17 protein-coding genes are annotated in these 16,615 nt (G+C 60.7%); 9 read left to right on the plus strand and 8 right to left on the minus strand.

Annotated features, from left to right (window positions below; translation table 11 throughout):
- Positions 1 to 16: 16 nt before the first annotated feature.
- From A3722_RS17775 to A3722_RS17790, 4 genes are read left to right on the plus strand one after another with little or no spacing between them, the layout of a single operon-like run.
- Positions 17 to 220 (plus strand): DUF6494 family protein, encoded by a 204-nt coding sequence (locus A3722_RS17775; RefSeq protein WP_067628701.1) that lies wholly within the window; start codon positions 17 to 19, stop codon positions 218 to 220.
- A gap of 5 nt (positions 221 to 225) precedes the next feature.
- Positions 226 to 1,296: an Mrp/NBP35 family ATP-binding protein gene (locus A3722_RS17780; protein WP_067628705.1), complete on the plus strand. Its 1,071-nt coding sequence runs from the start codon at positions 226 to 228 to the stop codon at positions 1,294 to 1,296.
- Entirely contained in the window at positions 1,293 to 2,009 is a 717-nt protein-coding gene (locus A3722_RS17785; RefSeq protein WP_067628707.1) for a biotin/lipoate--protein ligase family protein, read from the plus strand. The genes A3722_RS17780 and A3722_RS17785 overlap by 4 nt, the downstream gene beginning before the upstream one ends.
- On the plus strand, positions 2,006 to 2,491 hold the full coding sequence (locus A3722_RS17790; RefSeq protein WP_067628709.1) for a DUF6505 family protein: 486 nt from the start codon (positions 2,006 to 2,008) through the stop codon (positions 2,489 to 2,491). The genes A3722_RS17785 and A3722_RS17790 overlap by 4 nt, the downstream gene beginning before the upstream one ends.
- A gap of 42 nt (positions 2,492 to 2,533) precedes the next feature.
- On the opposite strand, the gene A3722_RS17795 is transcribed toward A3722_RS17790, so the two are convergent.
- From A3722_RS17795 to A3722_RS17805, 3 genes are read right to left on the minus strand one after another with little or no spacing between them, the layout of a single operon-like run.
- Complete coding sequence (locus tag A3722_RS17795; protein WP_067628710.1) at positions 2,534 to 3,346, minus strand: substrate-binding domain-containing protein; 813 nt, start codon at positions 3,344 to 3,346, stop codon at positions 2,534 to 2,536.
- Positions 3,343 to 4,053 (minus strand): ATP-binding cassette domain-containing protein, encoded by a 711-nt coding sequence (locus A3722_RS17800; protein WP_067628712.1) that lies wholly within the window; start codon positions 4,051 to 4,053, stop codon positions 3,343 to 3,345. Before A3722_RS17800 ends, A3722_RS17795 begins: the two co-directional genes overlap by 4 nt.
- Entirely contained in the window at positions 4,053 to 4,757 is a 705-nt protein-coding gene (locus A3722_RS17805) for an ABC transporter permease (protein WP_067628713.1), read from the minus strand. The genes A3722_RS17800 and A3722_RS17805 overlap by 1 nt, the downstream gene beginning before the upstream one ends.
- 452 nt (positions 4,758 to 5,209) lie before the next feature.
- Here A3722_RS17805 and repA point away from each other — a divergent pair, with 452 nt between their 5' ends.
- The 4 genes from repA (at position 5,210) to A3722_RS17825 (ending at position 10,834) form a co-directional block, all read left to right on the plus strand.
- Positions 5,210 to 6,385: a plasmid partitioning protein RepA gene (repA, locus tag A3722_RS17810; protein ID WP_067628715.1), complete on the plus strand. Its 1,176-nt coding sequence runs from the start codon at positions 5,210 to 5,212 to the stop codon at positions 6,383 to 6,385.
- Positions 6,385 to 7,380, plus strand: a complete 996-nt coding sequence (gene repB / locus A3722_RS17815) for a plasmid partitioning protein RepB (RefSeq protein ID WP_067628828.1) — start codon at positions 6,385 to 6,387, stop codon at positions 7,378 to 7,380. The genes repA and repB overlap by 1 nt, the downstream gene beginning before the upstream one ends.
- A 178-nt stretch (positions 7,381 to 7,558) precedes the next feature.
- Positions 7,559 to 8,713: a plasmid replication protein RepC gene (gene repC / locus A3722_RS17820; RefSeq protein ID WP_067628717.1), complete on the plus strand. Its 1,155-nt coding sequence runs from the start codon at positions 7,559 to 7,561 to the stop codon at positions 8,711 to 8,713.
- A gap of 153 nt (positions 8,714 to 8,866) precedes the next feature.
- Positions 8,867 to 10,834 carry a sensor histidine kinase gene (locus A3722_RS17825; protein WP_067628719.1) on the plus strand — a complete coding sequence of 656 codons (1,968 nt, stop codon included), beginning with the start codon at positions 8,867 to 8,869 and terminating at the stop codon, positions 10,832 to 10,834.
- A gap of 36 nt (positions 10,835 to 10,870) precedes the next feature.
- Here the strand turns inward: A3722_RS17825 and A3722_RS17830 are convergent, their stop codons facing one another.
- The 5 genes from A3722_RS17830 to A3722_RS17850 form a co-directional block, all read right to left on the minus strand.
- Positions 10,871 to 11,923 (minus strand): M42 family metallopeptidase, encoded by a 1,053-nt coding sequence (locus tag A3722_RS17830; RefSeq protein ID WP_067628721.1) that lies wholly within the window; start codon positions 11,921 to 11,923, stop codon positions 10,871 to 10,873.
- Positions 11,924 to 12,018: 95 nt separating this feature from the next.
- A complete protein-coding gene (locus A3722_RS17835; protein ID WP_067628723.1) occupies positions 12,019 to 13,314 on the minus strand; it encodes a TRAP transporter large permease in 1,296 nt (431 codons plus the stop codon).
- Entirely contained in the window at positions 13,311 to 13,814 is a 504-nt protein-coding gene (locus A3722_RS17840) for a TRAP transporter small permease (protein ID WP_067628726.1), read from the minus strand. The genes A3722_RS17835 and A3722_RS17840 overlap by 4 nt, the downstream gene beginning before the upstream one ends.
- Positions 13,815 to 13,872: 58 nt before the next feature.
- Complete coding sequence (locus tag A3722_RS17845) at positions 13,873 to 14,892, minus strand: TRAP transporter substrate-binding protein (RefSeq protein WP_067628729.1); 1,020 nt, start codon at positions 14,890 to 14,892, stop codon at positions 13,873 to 13,875.
- A 138-nt stretch (positions 14,893 to 15,030) separates the two neighbouring features.
- On the minus strand, positions 15,031 to 15,525 hold the full coding sequence (locus tag A3722_RS17850; RefSeq protein WP_067628730.1) for a MarR family winged helix-turn-helix transcriptional regulator: 495 nt from the start codon (positions 15,523 to 15,525) through the stop codon (positions 15,031 to 15,033).
- A gap of 137 nt (positions 15,526 to 15,662) precedes the next feature.
- Here A3722_RS17850 and A3722_RS17855 point away from each other — a divergent pair, with 137 nt between their 5' ends.
- A complete protein-coding gene (locus A3722_RS17855; protein ID WP_067628731.1) occupies positions 15,663 to 16,613 on the plus strand; it encodes a PDR/VanB family oxidoreductase in 951 nt (316 codons plus the stop codon).
- Positions 16,614 to 16,615: the final 2 nt, after the last annotated feature.

Below are 16,615 nucleotides of genomic sequence, written 5' to 3' on the forward strand. Positions count from 1 at the left end.
AGCACAGGAGCCACCCATGAGCGAAGACTTCAACATGTCGATGCGCAAGTTTCTCAAACAGGTCGGCGTGACCTCGCAGCAGGCCATCGAAAAGGCCATGCGCGACCATGACACCAGCGGCAAAGAGTTTGCGGTCAAGGCCGTGATCACCATCCCCGAACTGGGCCTTGAGCATGAGATCGACGGAACCATCGCCGGCGCGGACAAGGGCGAGGCATAAGCGACGTGACAGCCAGCAGAGACGCGGTCCTGACCGCCTTGAAGACCGTGACCGATCCGGCCACGGGGACAGACATCGTGGCCAGCGGCGTGATGCGCGCGCTGAATGTGGATGACGCGGGCGCGGTGCGTTTCGTGATGGAAATCCCGCCCGCCCAAGCCAAAGCCTATGAGGAGGCCAAGGCGCTGGCCGAAGCGGCGCTGGCGCAGGTCGAGGGGGTCTCGAAAGTCTCCATCGTGCTGACCGGCCACAGCGAGAAAGCCCCGCCGCCTGACCTCAAGCCGCAGCGCAAAGCGGAGCCAACCGGCCCGCAAAAAATCCCCGGCGTCGACCGGATCATCGCCGTCGCCTCGGGCAAGGGCGGCGTCGGCAAATCCACCGTTTCCGCGAACCTCGCCTGCGCGCTGGCTGCCCAAGGCCGCCGGGTCGGGCTCTTGGATGCAGACGTCTACGGCCCCAGCCAGCCACGCATGCTCGGCGTCTCTGGCCGCCCCGCCTCGCCCGATGGCAAGACCATCCTGCCGATGCGCAATCACGGCGTCACCATGATGTCGATTGGCCTCATGACCAACGAAGACCAAGCCGTGGTCTGGCGCGGGCCGATGCTGATGGGCGCCTTGCAACAGATGATGACGCAGGTGCAATGGGGTGCGCTTGACGTGCTGATCGTCGACTTGCCGCCGGGCACTGGTGACGTGCAGATGACGCTGGCGCAAAAGGCCCATGTGGATGGGGCGGTGATCGTCTCTACACCGCAGGATGTGGCTCTGATCGACGCGCGCAAGGGCATCGATATGTTCAACCAGCTGAAGGTGCCGATCCTCGGCATGATCGAAAACATGTCGACGCATATCTGCACCAATTGCGGCCACGAGGAGCATGTTTTCGGCCACGGCGGTGTCGCCTCCGAGGCCGAGAAATGGGGCGTGCCCCTGCTCGCCGAAGTGCCGCTTGATCTTCAGATCCGTCTCGCCTCGGACGGCGGTGCGCCGATCACCGTCAGCCAGCCGGACAGCAAACAGGCCGCGGCCTTTCACGCCATCGCCAAGCAACTCGTGGACGCTGGCGCCGCATGAGCGAGGTGCTGTCCTTCCCCCCGCTGATGTCGGGCGAGGCGGTCGCGGGCGATGCGCTTGCCGCCGCCTGCGCCCGCGCGGCCGAGGGCTGCGATGCGGGTCTGATCACCTACCGGCTCGACGGGGCCGAGATGCAGGCGGCCTTGGTCTTTGCCCCCGAGGTGCCGCTGGCCCGCGCGGTGGCGATGCTGCCGCTCTGCGGGGTGGGCTTTCAAAACGCCCTCGGCGCGCTCTCGCCGCCCGAAGTCGCGGTGCAACTGGAATGGAACGGCGGCATCCGCGTGAACGGTGCGGCCTGCGGCGCGCTGCGGATGATGGCCTCGACAACCGATCCGGCGGCGGTGCCCGATTGGCTCGTCGTCGGTTTCACCCTGCCGCTCTACCCTGCGAACGACCCTGACATGGCGCAAACGGGTCTGAACCCGGATCAAACCGCGCTCTATGCCGAAGGCTGCGCCGAGGTGCAGCCCCCCGCCCTTGTCGAATCCTGGGCGCGGCACACGCTGCATTGGATCAACCGCTGGGAAGACCTCGGCCCTGCCAGCCTGCATGGCGAATGGCGCGGCTTGGCCTATGGGATCGACGAAGAGGTGACCGCGCAGGGCGCAAGCGGTACATTCATCGGTGTCGACGAGGACTTCGGCATGTTACTGCGCGCGGGACAGACGACCCGCCTGATCCCGCTCACCACCCTATTGGAGCCCGCACCATGACCCTCAAACTTGCCCGCGCGATCCATTTCGATGAGAGCGACCGCAACGTCTTCGCCTCACCCGCCCGCACCGGGGAATGGTGCATCTCTGGCGGATTCGAGTTTTCCGATTGGACCGAGGGCGACCTGACTGGCAAAGCCCGCCAAGCCTTCGCCAACGGCTGGCTTGGGCTCGAAACCTTTGGCCGCGTGACCTTTGTCGCCGTGACCCAGATTGAGGAAGCCGAGGTAGAGACCCTCGCCGCGCTGCTGGCGCAGCATTTCGTCACCTACTACGGTGCACCTTCGGTCGATGCCGCGCGTCCCGTGGCGAAAGAGGAGTTGGCGCAGATGATCGACCTCTGCGCCGATCACGCGCCCAACTGTCTGCTCACCGTGGCGCGCGAGTTGACCGACGCGGGCGTCCGTGAAAGCTTTCGCATGATCCAGCCGCAGGATGCAGGACTAGAGCAATTCGCGATCCACGGCGACTTGCCCGAGTGAACCATCCGCGCAGGTTTGGGCGCGGATGGTCTCTAACTCAGGTTATTCGGCACCTTCCGCGTTGAACACGAATAGTGTCTCACCATTGATCTTATAGTCGTTGATCAGCGCTTTCGCCCGGTCCGATGTCAGCCAGTCTTCAAGCTTCAGAGCCAGATCATTTTTGACATGGCCGTGACGCTCGGGGTTCACCGGCAGATAGGCATATTGGTTAAACAGAACCGGATCGCCCGCATAGAGCAACGCCAGATCCCCCTTATTGCCGAAGTTCAACCAGCTTGCCCGGTCCGACATCACATAGGCGGGCATCCCCGAGGCGGTGTTGAGCGCCGCCCCCATGCCTGCCCCGACGGCGTTGTACCAATCCCCGAACTCTGCCGGATTAAGACCTGCTTCGCCCCAGAGAGACAGTTCCTTCTTATGCGTGCCGCTGTCGTCCCCTCGGCTCACGAAATCAGACTCTTTGTCGGCGATTGCGCTCAATGCTTCGGTGGCCGCACCCGAGGATGCGATGCCCGCCGGATCGCTTGTTGGACCGATGAAGACGAAATCGTTGTACATGATTTCCGTTCGGTGGCTGCCGAACCCCGCGTCGACGAAAGCCTCCTCGGCTTTGCGCGAATGGACCAGGATCGCGTCCACGTCCCCGGATTCGCCTAGCTTGATCGCCTGGCCGGTCCCGACGACCAACAATTGCACATCGAGATCAAGATCCGCTGCGATCTGAGGCAAGAGAACATCCGCGAGACCGGAGTTATTGAACGATGTCGTCACCGCCATTTTCATCACGTCCGCGGCCTGCGCCGCACCGCTCATCGCCAGCGCGGAAATTGCGCCTACAATCCAATGTTTCATTCTACGATATCTCCTCTTAAAAATGCCTGCGCCTCAGGGGTCTCAGGTCGGTTGAAAAACATAGTCGCGGGGCCGGCCTCATGCAGACGGCCCCCCAGAAGGAACAAGACATTGTCGGCCAAACGGCGGGCTTGACCGTGGTCATGTGTGGAGAGGATCAGCCGCGTGCCGGCAGATTTCGCCGATTGCAGGATCGCCTCGATCTCTCGGGTCGCACGGCCATCCAATGCGGCACAGGGCTCATCCAGAAACAGCAGCTTGGGCTTGCAGATCAGGGCGCGGGCGAGGGCCAGTTTCTGCTGCTCGCCACCCGAAAGCACAGGAGCTGCGCGCCCCAAAAGCGGCTCTAACCCGACGCGCGCGGCCCATTCCTCCGCCGCCAGTCGGGCCTGAGCCTTTGCGACACCACGCAGGCGCAGTGGATAGATGAGGTTTTCCAAAACCGTGCGCCGCAGCATAACGGGCCGCTGAAAAACGAAGGCCTGATGATGCCGCGCCTCTTCGGTCGTACAGGCCCAATCGATCCGCCCCGCAGAGAGCCGCGCGGTGCCATGCAGCAATTGCAACAGCGTGGTCTTACCCGCGCCGTTCGGGCCGATAATGACCGTGGCACCCTGCCCTTCCAGCGTCAGATCAATCGGTCCCACCAGCCGTTGCCCGCGTCTGCGGCTTTCGATCGAAATGGCCTGCATCGGGAAAAGCTGCATTACCACCGACCCTCCCGTTCGGTGCGGCCCAGCCAATGGATCGCGAGATTCACCGCCACGGCCAGCCCGATCAGTACGAAACCGAGGGCGAGCGCCAAGGCAAACTCACCCTTTCCGGTCTCAAGCGCGATCGCAGTGGTCAACACCCGCGTCGCATGGTCGATATTGCCCCCGACGATCATGATCGCCCCCACCTCCCCAATCGCGCGGCCAAAACCTGCGAGCGCGGCGGTGAGGAGCGCACGGCGGGAATCCCAAAGCAGGGTCCGTATCTTTTGGCCTTGCGTGACATTCATAGAAATCAGCAGATCATGATATTCCTGCCAAAGTTCGCGGATCGATTGATGCGCGATCGAGGCAATGAGCGGCACGATAATGATCACCTGCGCTATGATCATCGCCGTGGGGGTAAAAAGCAGCCCCAACACCCCGAGGGGTCCGGAGCGGGAAAGGACCACATAAACGATAAGCCCCACCACGACTGGCGGCAGTCCCATGAGCGCATTTAGAACCGCGATCACCAAGCGCCGTGCGCGAAACCGTTTTACGGCGACCAATGCCGCGAGGGGGAGGGCAATCAGGCAGGCGACGACCAAGGCGGAAACTGTGACCTGCAATGACCGGCCGGCGATCTCCACCAGTTCGGGATCAAGCGTGAAGACAAGCCAAAAGGCCTGCGTCAGTCCGCTCCAAATATCGACCATCCCGCAGTGGCCTCCTCCGACTTGGGACCCAAAGCCCCACTTTCCCCGCACAGTGTCAGGACTAGCCTGTGGACGCCAGAGCCACCGGGACCGAAATTGCCGGAAGAGACAGACTGGCTTGAAACTCACCGTGATCTCGGGCGCGCAAGGTCAGGATGACCCGTCCCATGATTCTCGCAAATCGGGTATGTGGCTCTAACTACGGCAAAACCGCGAAATGCTGGCCATCCAGCTCATGATGAGCTCATTCTCATTTCCAAGGATAGTTTTAACAAATAATTACAGACCCTTAGACGTAAAAGCCCGGACTATCTTTGATCGTAGCTCCGACTATCGATGCCGTCTTTCCCTCTCCTCGCGCAAGAATCTATTGCACGCATCGCTTTAATGGCATTAAGTAACGGAAACAAAAGCGCTACCGAATAATAGCGTTACTGAGAGCGAGGGCAGATGTGACGGACACTGTACACATCAATACACGGATCCGCCGTAATGCGGAAACGCTTTCCGAGGCGTTGGAAAGTCACATGTTGAAGGTCTTTGCGCCCGACGCGCGCAAGGAGTTACGCCGCTTTTCAGCCGGGGAAGCCGCTGAATTGCTTGGAATTTCAACCAGCTTCCTTCGCAAGCTCCATTTCGACAATAAGGTCGTCGATGTTCAGACAAGCCCGGGCGGGCGGCGGCATTACAGTGCTGAAGATCTGCTCTCGATCCGGCGCACGCTTGAGTCCACTGCCAAATCACGCGGTGCCTACCAGCGTGGGCGGCGTGATGGGGACAAACTGCAAGTATTGTCCTTTTTGAACTTCAAAGGCGGCAGCGGGAAGACGACGAGCGCAATCCATGCCGCGCAACGATTGGCCTTGAAGGGCTACCGTGTGCTCTGCGTCGATATTGACCCGCAAGCGTCTCTAACAACGCTTTTTGGCTATCGGCCAGAGTATGATTTCCTGAACTCGGGGACCATTTACGATGCCATCCAATATGACGATCCGGTCCCTTTGGCCGATGTCATTCAGAAAACATTCTTTACTGGCATTGATCTTGCTCCCGGAGGGTTGATGCTTCAGGAGTTTGAGCATGAGACACCCCAGGCTCTGCTGAACAACACCCAGCCAGCATTTTTCGCTCGGTTGGCGACCTCTTTGCAGGACGTAGAGCAGAATTACGACGTCGTTATCTTCGATTGCCCGCCGCAACTGGGGTACCTCACGATGTCGGCGCTTTGCGCATCGACGGGCGTGTTGATCACAGTGGTCCCGAACATGCTCGACGTCGCATCAATGTCGCAGTTCCTGCAGATGAGCGCGGACCTGCTTGACGTAGTCTCTAATGCAGGGGCGAGCATGGAATTTGATTTCCTGCGTTTCCTGATCAATCGGTACGAGCCGAATGATGGGCCACAACAGCAGGTTCTATCCTTCCTGCGCCAGCTCTTTGACGAAGAAGTCATGGTCGCACCGATGCTGAAGTCCACCGCGATTTCGGATGCCGGGCTGACCCATCAGACGATTTATGAGGTCGACCGGTCCCAGTTTCACCGATCGACCTATGACCGGGCGGTGGATTCACTCAATCTTGTGAATGATGAGATCGAAAGCATGATCCAGAAAGCATGGGGGCGGTAATGGCACGTAAAGGCATTTTATCTTCTGCACCGGCGAATGTTGAGAAGCCAGAAAAGCCTAAATCCCCCGCGATAGAGCCTAATAAGAGCCGGGGTAAGGCCAGTTTAATGCCGCGCGGCGCGGTGGGGGCGCTTCAGTCTTCGTTGAACCGGATGCAAGAAAACGCGGTTCAGGAATTGGACGGCAATCTGATCGACATGGCTGGCGTCGAAGACCGTTTAGGCACTGATACGCAGGCTCAAAAGCAGCTGCAAGACAGCCTCAGAACCTACGGGCAGCAGGTTCCTGTGCTCGTTCGACCCCACCCCAAAACCCCCGGACGGTTTGAGATTGTCTACGGGCGGCGGCGGCTTCAGGCACTGAAAGCGCTTGCGATGCCCGTCAAGGCGATGGTCCGCCAGTTGGACGACCATGCTTTGGTGATGGCGCAGGGGCAGGAGAATACCGCGCGACAGGATCTGTCGTTTATCGAAAAGGCGAGCTTTGCTGCTCAGTTAGACGTGGGCGGACATGATCGGCAGACAATCGCAGACGCGCTGTCGATCGATCTGCCTATGGTCAGTCGCATGCTCAAAGTTGGTCATGCGTTCGAGCTACCTTTCTTGCGCCAGATCGGTTCTGCCCCGTCCATCGGGCGGGATCGCTGGATGGCTTTGGTCAAACTCTTTGAGCAACCCGCAGCAAAAGCGCGGGCGGACAAACGGATGTCGCAGGCCGACTGGGAAGGGTTCAATTCAGATGAACGGTTCGAGGCGATCTTTGCTGAGGCTTCAGCTCAGCCCGAGAAAGCTGCCACCTCCCCTGCCCCATCGTCCAAGCCCCGCACCCTTCGGAGCCGTGATGGCAAGGCTTTGGCGGACATTCGCAGCGGCAAGCGTGGTGTCACGGTGACCGTCCCTGCCCGCTCTGCCGAGGGGTTTGATACATGGCTCGATGCGCATGCAGAAGAGCTTTTGCAAGAGATTCACGACCGCTGGCAAAAGACCCGCGCGTGAGACATTGAGGAAGTAGCAACAGGAGGCACATCCAAGACCACAAAAGAAAAGCCCCCCAGGATAAATCCCGGAAGGCCCTTCTCAAACTTTGCACCTTCGAGATAGCCCCAAAGATTTATCGATGTCAACTCTACCCGATGGGATAGGGCCGGTATTTTGTTGTCTTTCGTGATTTAAGATGGAAAACACGTTCCGAACTGCGTTCGGGCGGCCGAAATCGGCTACCCAAGTGTCGTGCGAGGGGCCGGACAAATGGGCTTTGCTCGACCGGCTGACAACTGCGGCTGACTACTTTGAACTGTCGCACCGCACCCTCACCGTATTAAAGGCATTGCTGAGTTTTTTGCCGAGCCGTCATATTCCAGATGGCGCTGCAGGTATTGTATTTGCCTCGAATGCTCGGCTGTCTGAGCGGTTGCACGGGATGCCAGAAAGCACGCTTCGACGGCATCTTGCCCAGCTTGTGCGTGCTGGGCTTATTGCCCGGCACGATAGCCCCAATCGCAAACGCTTTGCACGAAACCGGGGCGGCGCGATTGCGCTGGCCTTTGGCTTTGACCTCTCCCCCCTTGTCGTTCAGTCAGACCTGATTGAGACCGCCGCTGAGGCAGCCGAAGTGCTACGTGAACGGCTGCAAGCGCTGAGGGACCGGGTGCTTGTTCTGAGGCACGCGCTGATCCGTCAGGGTGGCGCTGAAGGGGTGGCAGATGAGGCGGGGCGTGTTCTTCGACATAAGCCGGATGAAGCGGCATTGACCCTGCTCGAGACTGCGTTACGTGAAGCGCTTGAGAGCACGGCCAGCATCGTTGATGAAGCCGAAACAGAACCGGTTTCCCCTGCCCCATCTACAGACCAAATGAGCGCCAGTGACGGCGAAAATGAGCGGCACATACAGGATTCAATTAAATCCTATTTTGACTCTGAACAGCAGACCGGTCCGAAAGTCGCCCTCCCTCACTCGGCTGACAACATCGACAGTGAAGACAACGAGCCGAAGAAAGGGGTCACTTTGGCTGAGGTGTTCGGGGCTTGCAAAGAAGTTCAAAGTTTCTTCCCAGAAGCGATGCGCAATTGGAGCGATATTGTACGGATCGGAGATCAGATCGCCCCAATGCTAGGGATTGACCCGCCGGTCTTAAATGAGGCAAAACGGGACATGGGTGCGGAGAGCGCAGCGGTGACAGTCCTTTGTCTGTTAGAGAAAGCCGCGACCATCCGAAGCCCGGGCGCATATCTTCGCCGTTTGACACAAATGGCCCGTGATGGCGCATTTTCCCTTAATCCCATGGTGGCGGCACTGGTAAATCAGCGCAATTGTCAGCTGACAATTTGAAAAACTTTGTTTTTACAGTGGGTTAGGTGTATGTACGGCTGGCAATTTAGACCAGAAAACTGAATCGGTGGGATTTGTCGGGCAAAATACGCCCCCACACTTCACCCTTGAAGGCGCAGCGGCTAAATTGGCCTCAGTTTTCCGGGAAAGCCCATGACCTCCGTTCGCCTACGCCTGCTGATCCTCGCGCTAACACCGCTTATCGTGTTGATGCCGCTTCTGCTGGTCTTGGGCATGTCACGTTGGACGGCGGACTATGACGAAGTGCTCATCGCGAATGTCGAGAGCGAGTTGAGGATCGCCAACCAGTATCTCGCGCGGTTGTTGGCGCAGACCGGCAATGAACTGGATGCCGTCGCAGGCTCTGTCGAATTTGCCCGCGTGTTTGAGATGTCGCCAGCAGATCGCGCGGCCTTCTTTGCCAAGATACAGGATCGGCTGGGCTTGGATTTTCTGCGCTTCCTCCCCCTCGAAACAGCGGTCGATGAAGGCGAGGATTGGCCGGTGATCGCCCGCGCGGCGCGGGGGGCCAGCGGGGCGGAAATCGACGTGTTTAGCAATGCACGGCTGACAACTTTGAACGACGCGCTCGCGGTACGCGCGCAGGTGCCGGTGATCGACACGCCCGCCGCCGTGCCCACCAACCGGAAAGTCGAAGACCGCGGGATGGTGGTCCATGCGGCAAGCCCGGTGGCGCTGAACGGCAGGCAGGGCGTTTTGGTTGGCGGAATGCTTTTGAACCGAAACCTCGACTTCATCGATACGATCAACGATCTGGTCTATTTGAACGCGGTAACCGGCGGCGACCGGCAGGGGACCGCGACGCTGTTCCTCGATGATCTGCGGATCTCGACCAATGTGCGCCTGTTCGAGGATGTGCGCGCCCTTGGCACGCGCGTCTCGTCCGAAGTGCGGGAGGCCGTGTTGATCGAAGGGCGCACCTGGCTCGACCGGGCTTTTGTGGTGAACGATTGGTATATCTCTGGCTACCAGCCCATCACCGACAGTTTCGGGGAGCGGGTAGGGATGCTCTATGTGGGCTTTCTCGAGGCGCCCTTTGCGCAGGCGAAGCGCGAGGCGTTCTGGTGGATGCTGGCGGCATTCTTTGCCGTGCTGGCCCTCTCGGCGCCGGTGTTCCTGTGGCTGGCGCGGGGCATCTTTTCGCCGCTTGAACGGATGACAAAGGTCATGCATCGCGTCGGCAAGGGAGAGCTTTCGGCGCGGATCGGGCCGGTGCCCGCGCGGGATGAGATCGGCGCCGTGGCGCATCACCTAGATTGGTTGCTGGAGCAGGTTCAAGAACGCGACCGACAGTTGCGCAGTTGGAATGATGAGCTGAACCAGCGCGTGGATCAGCGTACCGGTGAATTGCGCGAGGCGAATGAGAAGTTGGAGCAGACCTTCCGCCAGTTGGTGATGAGCGAAAAACTCGCCTCCATCGGGGAAATCACCGCCGGGGTCGCCCATGAGATCAACAACCCGGTCGCGGTCATCATGGGCAATGTCGATGTCATCCGTGAGACTCTAGGCAAGGATGCCGCGCCCGTGGCCACGGAACTGGGGCTGATCGACAGACAACTGTCGCGGATCGAGGTGATCGTCGGAAAATTGCTGAAGTTTGCCGCACCGTCTGAGTTTTCTGACTGTGAACATAATATCGCGCTGCGGCCCTTGGTGCAGGATTGCCTCGTGCTCGTTGATCATCTGATCAGCCGGGGCGGGATTGAGGTGGATTGCGACTTTGAAGAGGTTCCGCCCGTGCGCGCGGACTCGGGCGAGATTCAGCAAGTCGTGGTGAACCTTGTGGTCAATGCCGTGCAGGCCATGCGGGGGGCAGGGCGGTTGGATCTGTATCTAAGGTCTGAGGAGCGCGACGCTGTGCCCGGTGTCGCGCTTTCTGTCCATGACAGCGGGCCGGGGGTGCCAGAGGCTTTGCTCGGCTCGCTGTTCGATCCCTTCTTTACCACGAAACCCGGAGAGGGGACGGGGCTGGGCCTGTCGATCTCTCAGACGCTAATCCAGCGCGCTGGCGGGATCATCACGGTGCGCAACCGGGACGAGGGAGGCGCGGCCTTTACCGTCTGGCTGCCGCAAGCGCCCGATGATGCAGGCCCCCCCTGAACGCGCGCGGCGCGTTTAGGGGGGGGGCAGGGGGCTCTAGGCGGCCTTGCCGTCGAAGCCTTCCAGATAGGCCACGAGGATATCCAGCGCCGCCTGTAGGTCACTCTTGGAGACCATCTCGGTCACCGTGTGGATGTAGCGGGTGCCAACCACGATCCCCACGGCCCGCGCGCCAGCGGCGGCCTGCTGCGCCGCTGCACCGTCTTGGCCGCCGGCAGCAAGCATAGTGCGCTGGAAGGGGATTTTGCGGGCCTCGGCCAGCTTTTCGATGTCGCGCACCAGATCCACATCGGCGATGAAGCTGCTGTCACGCACGTGCAGGCCAAAGCCCTTGCCGAGGCGTGTGGTGGACAGATGCTCGGGCACGCCGGGCGTGTCGCAGGCCAGCGTCGTGTCGATGCCAAGACCGATGTCGGGCTGTACCTTATAGGCTGCCGTGCGCGCGCCGCGCAGGCCGACTTCCTCCTGACAGGTGAAGGCAACGTGAATTTCCGCCCCGCGTCCCTTGTCGGCCAGTTTGCGGATCGCTTCGATCCCCAGCCAGCAGGCGACGCGGTTGTCGAGCGCCTTGGACACAAACTGATCGCCCATTTCTAGGAAGGGTTCGTCCATCACCACGAAGTCACCGACCTTGACGAGGTCCTTGGCTTTCTCACCCAGCCCGAGATCAACGAAGAATTCCGAAACCTCGGGAATCTTCTTGCGGTCCTCGGGGGAGGAGATGTGAATGGGTTTGCCGCCGGGGTTCATCACGCCTTTCAGATCGCCCTGATCGGTGCAGACCAACACTCGGCGCGAGAAGAGGTTGCGAGGATCAAAGCCGCCTACGGGTTGAAGGTACAAAAACCCATCTTTCGAGATATGGCTGACCAGAAACCCGATCTCATCCATATGGCACAACAGCATGATCTTGGGCGCTTTGCCATCGCTCGCTGTCGCATCCCGGCGGCAGAGGAGGGATCCCATGGCGTCGGTCTCCACATGGTCGAACAGGCCCTCGATCTGCTGGGTGATCAGGTCACGCACGCGGTGCTCGCGCCCCGGAACGCCGGGGGTTTCGCAAAGGTCTTTGAGTAGGTCGATGTTCATGCTGGCCTCATCCTTGGTGATTTGGCCGCACTATCGCGCCGCGCTGGTCGAAGTGCAAACAGACGCGGCGCGATGAGGCTGAAAGGGCAGGGGGCCTACATCTGCCCGGGTAGGAAAAGCACCAGCGCGGGGAAGATCAGCAGCAGGATCAGGCGCAGGATATCGACCAGCCAGAAGGGCGTGACGCCGCGAAAGATCGTCCCGGTCGAGACATCGCCAACCACACCCTTGAGCACGAAGACGTTCAGACCCACGGGTGGGGTAATCAGGCTGATCTCTGTCACCACAACGACGATGATGCCGAACCACACCGGATCAAACCCAAGGCTGGTGACCAGTGGAAAGAAGATCGGCACCGTCAGCAGCAGCATCGACATGCTCTCGAAAATGCAACCAAGCGCGATGTAGATCAAAAGCCATGGGCCAAGGTCCAGCGCCGTGACCGTCGCCAGCAGCCCTTCGGGCAGGCCCGCGAGGTTCACGAAGTTTGAGAAAATCCACGCGCCGATCAGCACCGAGAAAAGCGAGGCGGAGGTAAGCGTGGTTTCCTCCAGCACCTCACGCAGTCCAGCCCAGCTGAGCCCGCCACGCGCCCAAGCGATCAGGAAAGCACCTGCAGCGCCCATGCCCGCCGCTTCGGTCGGGGAGAAGGCGAGGTGAATGGGCCAGAAATCAAGCACACCGTAGAGCCCGCCGATCACCAGCGCGAAGAGCGCCAGCACCGACCAGACGTGGTTAAGCGCGCGCAGCCGCTCACCCCATGTGGCGCGGGGGCCAGCGGGGCCTGCCTCGGGGTTCATGGCGACGGAAAAGCGGACCGCGCAGAGGTAGAGCAGGATGCCAAGCGCCCCGGGCACGATGCCCGCGATGAACAACGCGCCGATAGAGGTCTCGGTCAGCAGCCCATAGATCACAAGGATCACCGACGGCGGGATCAGGATGCCGAGCGTGCCGCCAGCGGCAATGGACGCGGTCGAAAGACTGTCAGCATAGCCGTATTTGCGCATCTCTGGCATGGCGACTTTGGACATGGTCGCCGCCGTGGCCAAGGATGAGCCACAGATCGCCGCAAAGCCCCCGCAAGCCACGATGGTGGCCATCGCCAAGCCGCCCCGGAAGTGGCCCAAAAAGGCGTTGGAGACTTGGTAAAGCTCACGGCTGATGCCGCCTTTGTTGACGAAGAGCCCCATGAGGATGAAAAGCGGAATCACCGACAGCCCGTAGTCTTGGCTGGTGTCGATAATCAGCCGCGACACCATAGAGATCGACGCGCGGTAGCTGGTCTCATAGACCAGCCCGATCATCCCAACGAGGCCCATGGCAAAGGCAATCGGCAGGCGCAGCAAGACGAGGACGAAAACGGCGGCAAAGCCGATGGCAGATGCGATCATGTGGCAGGGTCCAGAAGTTGCGGCGCAAAGAGGCGCAAAAGCCCGCGCAGGATCAGCACAACGGCGGTGAGATAGGTCATCACCGCGATGAACATGCCGATGTAAAAGGTCGGAATTTCAAGGTATTCGGTCACGTCGCCATAGCTCAGCGCGCGGTAGGCTAGGTCCACCACTCGCCCGGCTGGAAACCACAGCATCACCCCGCACCCCAGCGTCACCAGCCCGTCGCGCCAGCGTTGCAGCCCCCAATTTTCAAAGGGGCGGTCCAGCAGGTCAGCAGCGATATGCCCCTCGCGGCCCGACAGAACGGGCAGGGCAGAGAAAACGATCAAGGCGATGCCGATGCGGATCAGTTCCGTCGCGGCCTCAATGGGCGCGTTGAACACCGAGCGCATGATGACATCGGCAAAGGTCAGCACCATCAGCGCGAAAAGCGCGACAGAGGCCATCGTCATCGGCAGGGCCGAGAGGGCGGTGGTGAGGCGGATCAAAGAGCGCATGGCGGTTCCCTGGCTGGGGGCCGACCGCTGCTGCGACCGGCCCCTTTGGCGGTGGGGGTTACTGGCTGGCGTTTGCCATTTCCTCACGCATCATCTCATAGGCGGCCTGCCCATCGACACCGGCCTCGTCCAACTCGGCGATCACCTTGTCGCGCACCTTTGCAGCCATCTCAGCAAAGCGGGCCTGATCCTCTTCGGAGGCGGTGACGATCTTGTTGTCGCCTGCGGCCTCGGTGGCCTCACGCGCGTCAACGTCACTTTGATCCCAGACAGCGCCCATCATGCGGCTCGCCGTCTCGCCAAAAACTTCGCTGTCGAGCTTTTGCTGAACGTCTTCGGGCAGGCTGTCAAAGGTCTCTTGGCTCATGATAACCGAGAAGGAGCCACGGTAAAAACCGCCGGGCATTTCATAGACGTTCTTGGCGACTTCGTTCAGTTTAAAGCTGATCCGCTCGCCCATGTTCATCGCCACCGCGTCAGCGGCACCGGAATCGAGGGTTTCGTAAACCTTGGGCGCGGGCACCTGAATGCCGACGAGGCCAAGCTCCGCCCCCACATCCGCCGAAACACCGCCACCGAGACGGGTTTTAAGCCCTTGGAGGTCTTCCAGCGAGGCGACTTCTTTGTTGGAGTGAATCTGCCCCGGACCGTGGGTCGTCAGCGCGATCACTTTCACGCCGCGGTGCTCGTCCAGCTCGGCCAGCATCGCCTCATGGACGCGCCAATGGGCAACCGATGCGGCTTCGGCATTGCCCTCGTATCCGGGGATCTCCACCAGCTTGGTGCCGACGAAACGACCGGGCGTGTAGCCATGGAACAGGATCGCAATATCGGCGGCACCGTCCAGCAGCAGGTCCATCTGCGCGGGCGGCGGGGCAAGGCCGTTTTTCAACTCGGTCTCGATCAGCCCATCGCTGGCTTCCGACATCATGTCGGTCAGTTGCGTGAACATGCCAGTGTTGACCGGGTGGCTTGGCGGCAGCCAAGTGGAAATGGTCAGCGTCTCGGCGGCAAACGCGCCGGTCGCGGTGCAGAGCGCAAGCGCACTCGTCGTGAGAAACTTGGTGAATTTGGTCATTTTGGGCTCCTCCCCATACCGTTCGATATGCCTTGGCGGGGTTCTCCCAAACCCGTGTCGCCAAGTATATGCTTTTTCATGTATTCACATTTACAGCACGATTGGAACCATTTTTTGCGCGCAGGGCAAGGGCTGCGATCAGCCGCGTTGATCCGCAGTGTCGTCCAAGGCGGCCAGCAAGGATTTCAGCGCCGGTTTCAATTGCGCGCCCTCATTGCCCTTTAGCATTTCCATCAAAGCGGCCTCATGACGGCGCGCTTGCGGCACCAGTTCGGCGGCCAGCGCCCGGCCCGCATCGGTCAGATAGACACGCACCCGGCGGCCATCGGCGGGGTCACTGCGGCGGATCAGCAGGCCGCGTTCCTCCATTTGGGCGATGATCCGGGTGAGTCGTGATTGCTCGGCCAGCGCCTGCCGGGCCAGTTGCGTGATCATCGCGCCATCGGTGTCCGACAGACAGGCCAGCACGCGCCATTCCGGCACGCGCAGCCCCGCCTTGCGCACCTGCGCGTGGAACTGTGCGCTCGCCACATCGCTGGCCGCCGCCAACAAATAGAGCAGGTAATCGGAGACGAATCCCCCCTCCTGACCCGTGTCTTTGTCAGAGGTTGCGTCGGTCTTTTGCTGCGTCACACCTGTTAAGCCTTTGATGAAAAGAGGGCTCCTTGCGCCTCGGCACCCCTAAATGGCGGGCAAAATCGCGCTTGGCAAGAAAACCCTTGACCAAAACTATATGAAAAATCATATTGTTTACCACGGGAGGACATCACATGTCGAAGATCAACGCTATTGTGCGCGAGGTCACAGCGCTGACCGATCGCATCAGTGAGTTCCAGATCGCAGCCGCAGATGGCAGCGCGCTGCCGCGGTGGGAGGCGGGGGCCCATGTGCTTTTCGATCTGCCCGACGGCGACACCCGCGCCTATTCCCTGATTTCCTTCGGCCCGATTTCCGAGGCCCCCGATAGCTACCGCATCGCCGTCCAACGCGAACCTGAGGGCAAGGGCGGATCAACCCATATGCACGGGCTGAAACCGGGGGCAGAAATCACCTGCGCCGCGCCGAAGAACGACTTCCCCCTGACCCAAGACGCGCCTGCGGTGCTGCTGGCGGGGGGGATTGGCATCACGCCGATGATCTCAATGGCGGCGACGCTCAAGGCCGCTGGTCAGGCGTTTGCATTTCACTACTCAGGCCGCAGCGCATCCCTGATGGCCTATCGCGATACCCTGCGCGCGACCTTTGGCGATGCCTTGCATCTGCATTGTGACGATGACGACAGCGCGCTGAACCTTGATGCGGTGATTGCCTCTGCGGGGGGCGACGCGCATCTCTATGTCTGTGGCCCCAAGGGGCTGATCGACGCGACCAAGGCGAAGGCCGAAGCCGCTGGTATCGCGCCTGACCACATCCACTTCGAACTCTTCGACGCACCCCAAGAGCAGCAGGGCGACAGCGCCTTCGAGGTCGAAGTAGCCTCAAGCGGGGAGGTCTTCACCATCCCGCCCGGCCAATCCATCATCGACGTGTTGGAAGCGGGCGGCGTCGACGTCATGTATGACTGCCAGCGCGGCGACTGCGGCATCTGCCAATGCGATGTGCTCAGTGGCACCCCCGATCACCGCGACGTGGTTCTGTCCGAGGCGGAACGCGCGGCAGGCAATGTCATGCAAATCTGCGTCAGCCGCGCCAAATCACCGCGCCTTGTACTCGACATCTGAGG

This window comes from Sulfitobacter sp. HI0027, assembly GCF_001634775.1.
Lineage (GTDB): Bacteria > Pseudomonadota > Alphaproteobacteria > Rhodobacterales > Rhodobacteraceae > Sulfitobacter.